General features: G+C 71.4%; 11 protein-coding genes. 6 read left to right on the plus strand and 5 right to left on the minus strand.

Annotated features, from left to right (window positions below; all coding sequences use genetic code 11):
- Positions 1-38 precede the first annotated feature (38 nt).
- Complete coding sequence (locus AB0I51_RS43185) at positions 39-1,070, minus strand: DUF2637 domain-containing protein (protein WP_362984127.1); 1,032 nt, start codon at positions 1,068-1,070, stop codon at positions 39-41.
- Positions 1,071-1,373: 303 nt separating this feature from the next.
- The gene (locus AB0I51_RS43190; RefSeq protein WP_362984129.1) at positions 1,374-2,222 is read right to left on the minus strand and encodes a (2Fe-2S)-binding protein; all 849 of its coding nucleotides are present in this window, start codon (positions 2,220-2,222) and stop codon (positions 1,374-1,376) included.
- Positions 2,223-2,379: 157 nt separating this feature from the next.
- Between AB0I51_RS43190 and AB0I51_RS43195 the strand changes: the two genes are divergently transcribed.
- Positions 2,380-3,186 (plus strand): GntR family transcriptional regulator, encoded by an 807-nt coding sequence (locus AB0I51_RS43195; protein ID WP_362984131.1) that lies wholly within the window; start codon positions 2,380-2,382, stop codon positions 3,184-3,186.
- A gap of 4 nt (positions 3,187-3,190) precedes the next feature.
- On the opposite strand, the gene AB0I51_RS43200 is transcribed toward AB0I51_RS43195, so the two are convergent.
- From AB0I51_RS43200 to AB0I51_RS43210, 3 genes are all read right to left on the minus strand, one after another.
- On the minus strand, positions 3,191-3,697 hold the full coding sequence (locus tag AB0I51_RS43200; protein WP_362984133.1) for a DUF2231 domain-containing protein: 507 nt from the start codon (positions 3,695-3,697) through the stop codon (positions 3,191-3,193).
- A 72-nt stretch (positions 3,698-3,769) separates the two neighbouring features.
- Complete coding sequence (locus AB0I51_RS43205) at positions 3,770-4,552, minus strand: hypothetical protein (RefSeq protein ID WP_362984135.1); 783 nt, start codon at positions 4,550-4,552, stop codon at positions 3,770-3,772.
- Between the two features lie 117 nt (positions 4,553-4,669).
- Positions 4,670-6,343 carry a PucR family transcriptional regulator ligand-binding domain-containing protein gene (locus AB0I51_RS43210; RefSeq protein ID WP_362984136.1) on the minus strand — a complete coding sequence of 558 codons (1,674 nt, stop codon included), beginning with the start codon at positions 6,341-6,343 and terminating at the stop codon, positions 4,670-4,672.
- Positions 6,344-6,644: 301 nt separating this feature from the next.
- On the opposite strand from AB0I51_RS43210, the gene AB0I51_RS43215 reads away from it, so the two are divergent.
- The 5 genes from AB0I51_RS43215 to AB0I51_RS43235 all read left to right on the plus strand — a co-directional run bounded on the left by AB0I51_RS43215 (position 6,645) and on the right by AB0I51_RS43235 (position 13,311).
- The gene (locus AB0I51_RS43215; RefSeq protein WP_362984138.1) at positions 6,645-7,544 is read left to right on the plus strand and encodes a xanthine dehydrogenase family protein subunit M; all 900 of its coding nucleotides are present in this window, start codon (positions 6,645-6,647) and stop codon (positions 7,542-7,544) included.
- Positions 7,544-8,128, plus strand: coding sequence for a (2Fe-2S)-binding protein (locus tag AB0I51_RS43220; RefSeq protein ID WP_362984140.1), 585 nt, complete (start codon positions 7,544-7,546; stop codon positions 8,126-8,128). Before AB0I51_RS43215 ends, AB0I51_RS43220 begins: the two co-directional genes overlap by 1 nt.
- 1 nt (position 8,129) lies before the next feature.
- Entirely contained in the window at positions 8,130-10,526 is a 2,397-nt protein-coding gene (locus AB0I51_RS43225; protein ID WP_362984142.1) for a molybdopterin cofactor-binding domain-containing protein, read from the plus strand.
- A 114-nt stretch (positions 10,527-10,640) separates the two neighbouring features.
- Entirely contained in the window at positions 10,641-12,101 is a 1,461-nt protein-coding gene (locus AB0I51_RS43230; protein ID WP_362984144.1) for an NCS2 family permease, read from the plus strand.
- A 46-nt stretch (positions 12,102-12,147) separates the two neighbouring features.
- Positions 12,148-13,311 carry an XdhC/CoxI family protein gene (locus AB0I51_RS43235; RefSeq protein ID WP_362984146.1) on the plus strand — a complete coding sequence of 388 codons (1,164 nt, stop codon included), beginning with the start codon at positions 12,148-12,150 and terminating at the stop codon, positions 13,309-13,311.
- The last annotated feature ends 67 nt before the right edge of the window (positions 13,312-13,378 follow it).

Here is a 13,378-nt window from a genome sequence, read left to right on the forward strand (position 1 = left end):
CCGTTGTCGCCCGGTCCCGGACCTCGTGGTCCCGGATCTCAGCCGAACTGCTGCTCCAGGTCCTTGAGTTTGCGCTCAAGGGAGTCGAGCCGCGGCAGGGCCATGGTGTCGTCCTCCGCAGTGAGGTCGACGGATATCGGGTCAGATGCCCCGCGGACTGGCTGGAGTGAGGGACGCGTGCGAACCGGCAGCGGCTCTCCGGTCGATAGAGCAGGCTCCGCGGAGGGCTGCGAGGAGCCGCGCTCCAGGGCCTGCGGTTCCGGCGACCGGCGGCCGATGAGGCCGCGCTGGCCCCGGCTTATGGCCTTGAGCTGGGCCCGTTCGATCCGCTGCTGGTCGCGGCGGCGCAGTCGGGTCTCTTCCTTCTTCGCCTTGTCCTCGCGCACCTCGTCGACCGCCTCGTCCAGGCTGCGCACGTTCTCCAGGAGCATCAGCGACCAGGCGCTGTAGGTCTCCCGGGGGGCCCGCAGCCAGCGGACGATACGGATCTGCGGCAGCGGACGCGGCACGAGACCCTGCTCGCGCAGCGCGGCACGACGGGTCTGCTTCAGGGCGCGGTCGAAGAGAACCGCGGCCGACAGCGACATGCCGGAGAAGAACTGCGGAGCGCCCGCGTGGTCGACACCCCTGGGCGCGTGCACCCAGTTGAACCAGGCGGCCGCGGCCGCGAACGTCCATACGAGTATGCGGGAGCCGAGGGCCGCGTCACCGTGGCTGGCCTCGCGGACCGCGAGGACGGAACAGAACATGGCCGCGCCGTCGAGGCCGAACGGGACCAGGTACTCCCAGCCGTCGGTGAGGCCGAGGTTCTCCTGGCCGAAGCCGACCAGCCCGTGGAAGGAGAGTGCCGCGGCGACCGCCGCACAGCAGAACAGAAGGACGTAGGAGGCGATGCCGTATATGGCTTCCTTGCGCCTGCGGCGCTCCTCCGTGCGCTCCCACGAGTCGTCTTTCGCGTGCTCCCCGCCGGACCGCTTGCTCCGCGCGAGCACCGCAACCGCCGCCAGCATGCCCAGGAGCAGTACGGCGCCGGGAAGCAGCCAGTTAAGCGATATGTCGGTCAGTCTCATCTGGGGTCCCTTGCATTGGGATAGGGCGTAACGCCCGCCATAGTGGCCCAATCCCAACGGCCCTCAGGCGTTTTCGGGGCAAGAGGCCGCCAAGGAGGTGCAAGGGGATGCCCAGGGCGGCTTTCTGCTCGAACTGCCGCTTGAGGGGCGGGAGTTGAGTTCGAATAAGACTACCCGTACGGGTGGTTCCACGGAAAGTTCCTGCGACAAGTGAGGAAGTTGTGAAGCACCTGTAACCGAGCGGGCGTCCCGTTCACGGCCGATCTTAGCGGGCCCCGGATCGGGCCCCGCACTGAGGGTCCCTCAACTCGCCGTCGCGGCCAGCGGCTTGGTGACCCGCTTCGCCTCGCAGGTGCGCGGACAGGTCGGGCAGGCGTCCATCGCGTCCAGCGTGTAGTACATGCAGCAGCTCACCCGATCCCGGGTGGGCAGCGACTCCCCGTTTGGGCCGGTCAGTTCACGGAACCCGGCCGCCCCTGCGTAGGGCCTGGTCGCGCCCGGCAGCAGCGCCTCCAACTCGCGCACGGCGCGCGGCTGTTCGCCGATGAGGCCGGCGACGTACCAGAGGCCCTCGACGATCTCGTCGGTCGCCATGCCCCACAGGGCGCGGCCCCGCCGCCGCATCCGTGGCCCGAAGCCGGCGAGTACGGGCTCCATGTGCTCGGCGACCGCGGCCCGCACCTCCGCGCGCAGCGCCTCCTCGCCGGCGACCACCCGGGCGCCGGGCAGCGCTGCCGCCGGGTCGCCGGGCAGGCAGGCGAAGGAGTCGGTGCGGACCACCAGGTGGCCCAGGTCGAGGCCGGCGGCGGTGCGGTCGTAGGAGACGTGGGTCACGGGGAGGCGGGGGACGCGGCGGTGCAGGAACCACGGGACCGTGAACAGGAGGCAGACCGGCCAGGCGTAGCGGTGCAGGCCGAAGGTGGCTATCACGTCCGGGCGGCCCGGCCGGCCGTGGTCGCGCAGGACCTGGGTGTGGTCCCGGGCCAGGAACGCCTCCAGGTCCGCTCCGCCTTCGGCGAGCGCGGTGGCCGGGGCCCAGCCGCCGCCGGCCGGAAGCGGCCGCCCCGGGGCGAGTTCGGTGATCGCGAGCCCGGGGATGACCTCGGTGAGGCGGGCGTACGCGTCCGCTGTGGCCGAAGAAGTCAGGGGCATGCCGGGACCACCGATTCACCGTTGGTTTAAATGTAAGGCTTACCTTACCCAACCGGTATCGGATTTGAACTAGTCCGATCTGCGCCTAAGGTGCTTGACGGGCGAGTAACAAGCAGCCGTAATGACCCCAAGTACCGACACGTCCGGAGGAGGACCCGTGAAGCAGGGCGCGCAGGGCTCCGCCGAGACCGGCATACCGGACCCGCGTACCCGAGGATCCCGGGTGCCGTCGCAGTCGCGCGCCGCCGACGTGGACCGCGGCCGGGACCTCGCGGACGGCGCGGATGCCGTGCGCGGCGAGCACACGCACAGCGAGACGCCGTTCCCGCGACCCCGGCAGGCCCTCCAGCGGCCCTCCGTGCGCGGGCAGATACTCGACGCCCTGCGCACCGCGCTCGTCGGCGGTGAACTCACCCCGGGCGAGGTCTACTCCGCGCCCGCGCTCGGCGACCGGTTCGGTGTCTCCGCCACGCCCGTGCGCGAGGCCATGCAGCAGCTTGCCACCGAGGGTGCCGTCGAGGTCGTGCCGAACCGGGGTTTCCGCGTCGTCGAGCGGGGCGCCCGCGAACTCGCCGAGCTGGCCGAGATCCGTGCCCTGATCGAGGTCCCCGTGATGCTGCGGCTCGCCCGCACGGTGCCCACCGCCCGCTGGGCCGACCTGCGCCCGCTGGCCGAGGGGACCGTGCGCGCCGCGTCCTCCGGGTGCCGGGCGACCTACGCCGAGTCCGACCGGGCCTTCCACCGCGCGGTACTCGCCCTCTCCGGCAACGAACAGCTCGTCCACCTCGCCGAGGACCTGCACCGCCGTACCCAGTGGCCGCCGGCCGGCGGCCCCGTCGCGCGCGGGCGGGCCGACCTCCTGGCGGACGCGGCCGAACACCTGGCGCTTCTGGAGGCGTTGGTCGCGGGGGAGTGGGACGCGGCGCAGTCGCTCGTGCGGGAGCACTTCGCCGGAGTCTCCTGAGCGGCTAACGGTCCTCGCCGCTGGTGGCGGTCTTCGAGAAGCCGTTCTGCCAGGCGGCCTTCGCCCCGGAGTCCCCGATGCGGTAGACGTCGACCACGGCGCCCGCGGCCACCGCGACCGAGAGCACGGCGGCCGCCACCCGGATCACCGGACCGACCGGCGCGGACCGGGGACCGGTCTCCGGCGCGGGCTTGCGGCCCACGGTCCACCACACCGCCGCCGCCAGCAGGAACACGCCGCCGGCCCAGGGCACCAGTCCGTCGCCGAGTTCGGCGTGCCGGCGCACCAGGGCGGTGCTGCCGACGTGCTGCTCCAGCCACTCCCCGGCCTGGGTGGTCAGGGGCACGCTCAACAGCGCGACGAGCGCCAGCAGCGGAAGCGCCACGCCGAGCCGCCGCGCAGCCTGTGGCCAGACCGCGCAGACGACCAGTGCCAGTGCGCTGAGCGGCACGAGGACGACGACGAAGTGGACGAGCAGGACATGTGCGGGCAGGCCGTTGATGAGGCTCATCGGGGGCGCTCCTCCTGTGATCGGGCGCGCCAGACTCGCACAGAAAGCTCTCAGGTTCCTCTGAGTTGCCGCTCAGGCCGTCGCCGCCCCCGGCGCAGGCGCCGCCAACTGCCGTGCCAGCCACGTCGGTACACCGCCGAGCAGCCGGAACAGCCGCCGCGCCTCCTCGCGCAGCCGGGACGCCTCCGGCTCGACCTCGGCGTCCGCGAGCGAGGCGAGGGCCGGGGCCGTACCGACGAGGTAGCCCAGTTCCTCGCGGATCCGCAGCGATTCGGCGAAGCCGTGCCGGGCCTCCGCCAACTCCCCGTCCCGCAGGGCGAGTCCGGCCAGATGGCGCCAGGTGAACGACAGCAGCAGCGGGTCGGCGTGGTCGGCGGCCCCCGCGTGGGCGCGCCGGTACGCGGCCCGCGCGGCCTGCGGCGAACGCGCGAGGTTCTCCGCGAGCAGCCCCCGCCGGAAGTCCAGCAGCGCCCGCCCACCGCCGCCCGGCGGGATCAGCGCGGCCGCCCGCCCGAGCGCGGCCCGCGCCTCGTCGGCCCGGTCGCGGACCCCGTGCAGTGTGGCCGCGTAGGCGAGGTGTCCGCGTTCGCAGGCGGCGGCGCCCCGTTCGTCGTCACTGTGGGCCAGCGCCTCGGCCGTACGCAGCGCGTCCTCGGCCTCTTCCCAGCCCTGCTCGGTGTACAGGCACCGCTCGACGAGCAGCGAGGTTCTCTGGAGGGCCGGTGCCGCGGTGTCGGGTCGTAGCAGCGCCGCCGCGTCGGCCCAGCAGGCCCGCGAGCGCAGCCGCCACACCGCGGTCTGGAGGGGATCGTCACCAGCGGTCGTTCCGTTCCCAGACATGGCGGAATGCGCCACGTTGCCCTCCCCGAGCACACCATTGAGCTGTTGAGTGGTGGCCGCATCTCAGCACGGATCGCATGGCCCGGCCAAGAGGGTGGGTGAAAGAATTCACAAAGTCGTGGGATCCCCGGGTCAGCTCATCCGCAGTGCCAGGAAGAAATCCAGCTTGTCCTCAAGGCGCGAGAGGTCCCGACTCGTCAACTGTTCGATCCTGCCGACCCGGTAGCGCAGCGTGTTGACGTGCAGGTGCAGCCGGGTCGCACAGCGCGTCCACGAGCCGTCGCACTCCAGGAACGCCTCAAGCGTCGGGATCAGCTCCGCCCGGTGCCTGCGGTCGTAGTCGCGCAGCGGGTCGAGGAGACGCGCGGTGAACGCCCGCCGCACGTCGTCCGGCACGAACGGCAGCAGCAGCACGTGCGAGGCCAGCTCCTGGTGCCCCGCCGCACACACCCGCCCCGCACGCGCCGCGGCCACCCGCCGCGCGTGCCGCGCCTCCTCCAGCGCCCCGCGCAGCCCCTCGGCCGAGTGCACGGCCGCGCTCACGCCGAGCGTCACCCGCCCGTCGTCGTCGAGCCCGGCCGACAGCGGATCCCGTACGGCCTCCAGGAGCACGTCCGCATGGAGCCCGGACTCGGAGCCGTCGTGCTCCGCCGACACCGCGGGCAGCGGTACGAGCGCGATCGCCTCGTCGCCCGAGTGGGCCACGGCGATCCGGTCGGAGGGTTCGGGGCCCGTCGCCAGCGGGTCGACCAGGATCTCCTCCAGGAGCGACTGGGCGACCGGCCCGGCCTCGATGTCGCCGCCGTCCCACTCGACCCGGGCCACCACCACCTGCCAGTGCGGGGCCGCGCCGAGACCGGGCAGCAGAACCGGCGCGGCCACCCGCAGCCGCGCGGCGATCTCGGGCGGCGCGGCACCCGTCTGGACCAGTTCGAGGACCTCCTGCGCGAGCCGTCTGCGGACCGTGCGCGCCGCGTCCCGCCGGTCCCGCTCGACCGCGATCAGCTGCGTGACGCCCTGCAGCAGGTCCAGCCGCTCGTCGGGCCAGTCCCCGGCGTCCGCCTCGACCGCCAGCAGCCAGTCCGACAGCACCGTCTCGCGCACGTCCCGCGAGCCCTGCGGGGACCGCCCGCTGCTGCGGATCGGGAACAGGGAGTACGTCGACGCCCCCAGCGCCAGCCGGTGCGGTCCCCGGCGGCCCGTGCGGGCGGCGGCCAGGTGTTCGGCGGCCAGCTTGGCGCACACGTCCGCGGGCAGCGCCGCCCCCGACACCTTCGAGCCCGCGATCAGCCGCCCGGTCGGTGACAGCACCCACGCCCGCAGATCGAGGTCGGAGCCCAGCAGGTCCAGGACCACGTCCGGGCCGCCGCCCGCCGGGCCCGAGGTCATCATCCGGCGGTGCCGGTCCACCACGGCCGCCAGATCACCGGCCCGCTCACCCGACACCTGCCGGACGACATGCTCGGTGATCGTCGCGAACGCCACCGACTCGTTGACCGCGAACAGCGGCAGCCGGTGCTTGGCGCAGGCCACCACGAGGTCGTCCGGGATGTCGCCGAGCTCGGCCTCGCCGCCGGCCAGCGCGGCCACCCCGGCGGACACCAGGAGCCGTACGAACGGCTCGGAGTCGGACGCGCTCCGGCGCCAGGCCAGACCGGTCAGGACCAGTTCGCCCCCCGACAGGTAGCGGCTGGGGTCCCGCAGGTCGGTGGTCATCACCCCGCGTACCGTGCGGTCCAGCTCGTCCGCGCCGCCGAGCAGCCGCAGCCCCAGCGCATCGGTGTCCAGAAGTGCGCGCAGCCGCATCGCCGTCGCCGCCGTTCTTTGTCTAGAAAACTACGATGAACCAAGAGGTGCTGTGGGTGCGGGGCTGTTTCCCACGTTTCCACAGGGAATCGGAGGGGTTACTGATGGCCTCCGTTCATACGAATCTACAAGATGCCCGCGCTGGCCAGCCAACTCCTTCATGGTTTCCGTGACTGACCCAGGGGAGCACGGCCCTGTGTACTGACCCCACGCTGCATTGACAGCGCATGAACGAGCCGGGCCCGCCGCACACGAACTGGCTTGATCCGTACGATCCACGAGACGAAGAAGAGAGCCGGTCATGGACTTCCTTCGCCCCGCAAGCTGGGAGGAGGCGCTCGCCGCGAAGGCCGAGCACCCCACCGCAGTACCGATCGCGGGCGGCACCGATGTGATGGTCGAGATCAACTTCGACCACCGCCGGCCCGAGTACCTGCTCGACCTGAACCGCGTCGGCGATCTCTACGAGTGGGAGGTCGGCGCGGACAGCGTGCGGCTCGGGGCCTCGGTCCCGTACACCCGGATCATGGAGCACCTGCGCACCGAACTGCCGGGCCTCTCCCTCGCCTCGCACACCGTCGCCTCCCCGCAGATCCGCAACCGCGGCGGCGTCGGCGGCAACCTCGGCACCGCCTCCCCGGCCGGCGACGCCCACCCCGCGCTCCTCGCGGCCGGCGCCGAGGTCGAGGCCGAGTCGGTGCGCGGCACCCGGCTCATCCCGATCGACGAGTTCTACACCGGCGTGAAGCGCAACGCGCTCGCGCCCGACGAGCTGATCAGGGCCGTCCACATCAAGAAGGCGGACGGCCCGCAGCAGTACTCCAAGGTCGGCACCCGCAACGCCATGGTCATCGCCGTCTGCGCCTTCGGACTCGCCCTGCACCCCGCCACCCGCACGGTCCGCACCGGCATCGGCTCGGCCGCGCCGACACCCGTCCGGGCGAAGGCGGCCGAGGAATTCCTGAACGCGGCGCTCGACGAGGGCGGCTTCTGGGACAACGGCCGGATCATCACCCCGTCGGTCGCCAAGCAGTTCGCGGACCTGTGCTCCGCCGCCTGCAACCCCATCGACGACGTCCGGGGCACCGCGAGCTACCGCCGCCACGCGGTCGGCATCATGGCCCGCCGCACCCTGACGTGGACCTGGGAGTCCTATCGCGGCACCGACGGCCGGACCAATGAGAAGGGGAGCGTCGCCTGATGCGCGTCAATTTCACGGTCAACGGCCGCCCGCAGGAAGCGGACGACGTGTGGGAGGGCGAGTCCCTGCTGTACGTGCTGCGGGAGCGGATGGGCCTGCCGGGTTCGAAGAACGCGTGCGAGCAGGGCGAGTGCGGTTCCTGCACGGTCCGGCTGGACGGCGTTCCGGTGTGTTCGTGCCTGGTCGCCGCCGGGCAGGTCGAGGGCCGCGAGGTCGTCACCGTCGAGGGGCTCGCGGACTACGCCAAGCAGCGCGCGGAGCACGGGAGTTGCGGAACTGCCGCCTGCGGTACTTCACTTGACGAGGCCAAGGGCTGGCAAGCGAAGCCAACGGACTCCCAGACCGGCGAAGGCACCCAACTCGCCCCCATCCAGCAGGCGTTCATCGACGCGGGCGCCGTCCAGTGCGGCTTCTGCACCCCCGGTCTCCTCGTCGCCGCCGACGAGATGCTGGAGCACAACCCGAACCCGACCGACGCGGACATCCGCGAGGCGCTCTCGGGCAACCTGTGCCGCTGCACCGGCTACGAGAAGATCATGGACGCGGTGCGCCTGGCGGCCGCCCGGCAGGGAGAGGCGGTCTGACATGTCCGTCAAAGGCACCCCCATCGGCACTCCCACCAAGGTCACCCAGGGTTCTCAGACCAAGGGCGGCATCGGCGAGTCCACGCTCCGCCCGGACGGCACCCTCAAGGTCACCGGCGAGTTCGCGTACTCCTCCGACATGTGGCACGAGGACATGCTCTGGGGCCAGATCCTGCGCTCCACCGTCGCACACGCCGAGATCGTCTCCATCGACACGGTCGAGGCGCTGAAGACCCCGGGCGTCTACGCCGTCATGACCTACGACGACCTGCCGACCGACGTGAAGAACTACGGCCTGGAGATCCAGGACACCCCGGTCCTCGCGCACGGCAAGGTCCGCCACCACGGCGAGCCGGTCGCGATCGTCGCCGCCGACCACCCGGAGACCGCGCGCCGCGCAGCCGCGAAGATCAAGGTCGAGTACCGCGAACTCCCGGTCATCACCGACGAGTCGTCCGCGACCGCGCCGGATGCGATCCTCGTCCACGAGAACCGCGACGACCACCACATCGGGCATGTCCCGCACCCGAACATCGTGCATCGCCAGCCGATCGTCCGGGGAGACGTCGAATCGGCCCGCGAGCGCGCCGACTTCATCGTCGAGGGCGAGTACACCTTCGGCATGCAGGACCAGGCGTTCCTGGGCCCGGAGTCCGGGCTCGCGGTCCCGGCCGAGGACGGCGGCGTCGACCTCTACATCGCCACCCAGTGGCTCCACTCCGACCTGCGCCAGATCGCGCCCGTGCTCGGCCTGCCCGAGGACAAGGTCCGGATGACGCTCTCCGGTGTCGGCGGCGCGTTCGGCGGACGCGAGGACCTGTCGATGCAGATCCACGCCTGCCTGCTGGCCCTGCGCACCGGCAAACCCGTGAAGATCGTCTACAACCGCTTCGAGTCCTTCTTCGGGCACGTCCACCGCCACCCCGCCAAGCTCCACTACGAGCACGGCGCCACGAAGGACGGCAAGCTCACCCACCTCAAGGCCCGCATCGTCCTGGACGGCGGCGCCTACGCGTCCGCGTCCCCGGCGGTCGTAGGAAACGCCTCCTCGCTCGGCGCCGGCCCGTACGTCATCGACAACGTCGACATCGAGGCCGTCGCGCTCTACACCAACAACCCGCCCTGCGGCGCGATGCGCGGCTTCGGCGCGGTCCAGGCGTGCTTCGCCTACGAGGCCCAGATGGACAAGCTCGCCGACAAGGTGGGCATGGACCGGGTCGCGTTCCGTCAGCTCAACGCGATGGAACAGGGCACCGTGATGCCGACCGGACAGGTCGTCGACTCACCGGCACCGGTCGCCGAACTCCTGCGCCGCGTCAAGGCGATGCCCATGCCGCCGGAGCAGCAGTGGCTCGCGGCCGGAGAGGCCGCCGACGTACGGCAGTTGCCGGGCGGTCTGTCCAACACCACGCACGGCGAAGGCGTCGTACGCGGGGTCGGCTACGCGGTCGGCATCAAGAACGTCGGCTTCTCCGAGGGCTTCGACGACTACTCGACCGCCAAGGTCCGTATGGAGGTTGTCGGCGGCGAGGCGGTGGCCACCGTACACACCGCGATGGCGGAGGTCGGCCAGGGAGGGGTCACCGTCCACGCGCAGATCGCCCGCACCGAGTTGGGTGTCACCCAGGTGACGATCAACCCGGCAGACACACAGGTGGGTTCGGCGGGATCGACCTCGGCCTCCCGGCAGACGTACGTCACCGGCGGCGCCGTCAAGAACTCCTGCGAGCTGGTCCGCGAGAAGGTCCTGGAGATGGGCCGCCGCAAGTTCGGTACGTACCACCCCGCTTGGGCCACCGCCGAACTCCTCCTTGAGGGCGGCAAGGTCGTCACCGACGCCGGTGAGGTCCTCGCCGATCTGGTCGACGTCCTCGAAGGCGAGGCCGTCGAGATCGAGGCCGAGTGGCGGCACCGGCCGACCGAGGCCTTCGACCTCCGTACCGGACAGGGCTTCGGCCATGTCCAGTACACCTTCGCCGCGCACCGCGCCGTCGTCGAGGTCGACACCGAACTCGGCCTGGTCAAGGTGATCGAGCTGGCCTGCGCGCAGGACGTCGGCAAGGCGCTCAACCCGCTGTCCGTCATCGGCCAGATCCAGGGCGGTACGACCCAGGGTCTCGGCATCGCGGTCATGGAGGAGATCATCGTCGACCCCAAGACCGCCAAGGTCAGGAACCCGTCCTTCACGGACTACCTGATCCCCACCATTCTCGACACGCCGACCATCCCGGTCGACGTGCTCGAACTCGCCGACGAGCACGCCCCGTACGGGCTGCGCGGCATCGGCGAGGCACCCACCCTGTCGTCGACTCCGGCCGTACTGGCGGCAATTCGGAACGCGACCGGACTGGAACTGAACAGGACACCGGTACGCCCGGAGCACCTCACCGGTATGTGACCCTCCGGGTCCCCCTTGTTCGTCTCGGGCCGTCCCCCGGGTCGTCCATCCCAAATCCCGCATGCCGCCGAAGGCGGCGGGCGGGTGCCCCTGTGAACCTTGGGAGATGGCCCCATGACCCAGCAGTCAGTGGAACCCAGGACAGCCGCCGAAGACGCGGGTGAAGGAACCCGCGTCCCGGCCGGCCGGTCCTGGCTCGACCGTTACTTCCACATTTCCCGGCGCGGATCGACCGTCGCGCGCGAGGTGCGCGGCGGAGTCACCACCTTCATGGCGATGGCGTACATCCTGCTGCTCAACCCCCTGATCCTGTCCGGCAAGGACGCGGCGGGGGACACGCTCGGCCAGAAGGGCCTGATCACCGCGACCGCGTTCGCGGCGGCCCTCACCACGCTCCTGATGGGCTTCGCCGGCAAGGTGCCGCTGGCCCTCGCTGCCGGACTCTCCGTCTCCGGTGTGCTCTCCTCGCAGGTCGCCCCGCAGATGACCTGGCCGCAGGCGATGGGCATGTGCGTGATCTACGGCGTGGTCATCATGCTGCTCGTCGTCACCGGCCTGCGCGAGATGATCATGAACGCGATCCCGCTCGCGCTGAAACACGGCATCACGATGGGCATCGGCCTCTTCATCGCGCTCATCGGCTTCTACAAGTCGGGCTTCGTGCACCAGGGCAGGGCGACCCCGGTCACCCTCGGCCCGGCGGGCGAACTCGCGGGCTGGCCCGTCCTGTTGTTCGCCGGCACCCTACTCCTCATCTTCATGCTCCAGGCCCGCAACCTGCCCGGCGCCATCCTCATCGGCATCATCAGCGGCACGGTCGTCGCCGCGATCCTGAACGCCGCCGGAGTCATCGACCCCAGGCAGTGGGCGAGCGGCGCCGCCCCCGAACTCCACGGCAGCGCGGTGTCCATGCCGGACTTCTCGCTCTTCGGCCATGTGGAGTTCGGCGGTTGGGGCAAGGTCGGCGCGATGACGGTCGGCATGATCGTGTTCACGCTGGTCCTGGCCGGCTTCTTCGACGCGATGGCCACCATCATCGGCGTCGGCACGGAGGCCGAGCTCGCCGACGACAAGGGCCGGATGCCGGGCCTGTCCAAGGCGCTGTTCATCGACGGCGCCGGCGGCGCGATCGGCGGTGTCGCGGGCGGCTCGGGCCAGACCGTCTTCATCGAGTCGGCGACGGGAGTCGGGGAAGGTGCGCGAACGGGCCTCGCCTCGGTCGTCACCGGACTGTTCTTCGCCGCCTGCCTCTTCTTCACCCCGCTCACCGCGATCGTCCCGCAGGAGGTCGCGTCCGCCGCCCTGGTCGTCATCGGCTCGATGATGCTGATGAACGCCCGGCACGTGGACTGGGCCGACCGCGCGACCGCGATCCCGGTCTTCCTCACCGTCGTGGTGATGCCCTTCACCTACAGCATCACCGCCGGCGTCTCCGCGGGAGTCATCTCGTACGTCGCCATCAAGACCGCCCAGGGCAAGGCGCGCGAGATCGGCGCCTTCATGTGGGGTCTGACCGTCATCTTCCTCGTGTACTTCGCCCTCCACCCGATCGAGGGCTGGCTCGGCGTGCACTGACCGCTGCCCCAACACCCCTTCCCCGCAACCCCATCAGGAGACCGAGATGCTGGACATCGCCGAAGAGCTGCACCGGTGGGTCGAGCAGGGCCGCGACTTCGCCGTCGCCACCGTGGTGGCCGTCGGCGGCAGCGCCCCGCGCCAGCCGGGTGCCGCCCTCGCGGTGGACACCGACGGCACGGCGATCGGCTCGGTCTCCGGGGGCTGCGTGGAGGGTGCGGTCTACGACCTGTGCCAACAGGCCCTCACGGACGGCGAAACCGTCCTGGAGCGCTTCGGCTACAGCGACGAGGACGCCTTCGCCGTGGGCCTCACCTGCGGCGGAGTCATCGACATCCTCGTCACACCGGTACGGGCCGAGGACCCCGCCCGTCCTACGGTCGCCGCCGCGCTGTCGGCCGCCGCGAGCGGCGGGGCGACAGCGCTGGCCCGGATCGTCTCAGGCCCGGCCGAACTCCTCGGCCGCGCCCTCGCCGTACGCCCCGACGACTCGTACTCCCACTCCTGCGACGGTGGCCTCGGCGCCCACCCCGAACTGGACCGCACGGTCGCCGCCGAGGCCGCTGCCCACCTGGACGCGGGCCGCACCGGCACCGTCGAGATCGGCGAGCAGGGCTCCCGCTGCGGGGCCCCGCTCACCGTCCTGGTCGAGTCCTCGGTGCCGCCGCCCCGGATGATCGTGTTCGGCGCGATCGACTTCGCCTCCGCGCTGGTCCGCATCGGCAAGTTCCTCGGCTACCGGGTGACGGTGTGCGACGCCCGCCCCGTCTTCGCCACCAGGGCCCGTTTCCCCGACGCCGACGAGATCGTCGTCGAGTGGCCGCACAAGTACCTGGGGCGCACGGACGTCGATGCCCGTACCGTCCTGTGCGTCCTCACCCACGACGCCAAGTTCGACGTACCGCTGCTCCGACTCGCCCTGCGCCTCCCGGTCGCGTACGTCGGCGCGATGGGCTCCCGCCGCACCCACCTCGACCGCAACGAACGGCTGCGCGAAGTCGGCGTCACGGAACTGGAGTTGGCTCGTCTGAGGTCCCCGATCGGCCTCGACCTCGGCGCCCGGACTCCGGAGGAGACGGCCCTGTCGATCGCCTCCGAGATCGTCGCCAACAGGCGTGGCGGCAGCGGGATTTCACTCACCGGTGCACACACCCCGATCCACCACGACGCGACCTCGCTGCCCGCCCGGCGGATCGGTTCGGTGGCCTGACGGCGGACCGTGCCGGTGCGCGCGTTCACGGCCGGCAGCCGGCCGAACCGGTTGGCGCAGCAGCGGG

The organism is Streptomyces sp. NPDC050549 (assembly GCF_040655035.1).
In the GTDB taxonomy this organism is placed as follows: Bacteria; Actinomycetota; Actinomycetes; order Streptomycetales; family Streptomycetaceae; genus Streptomyces.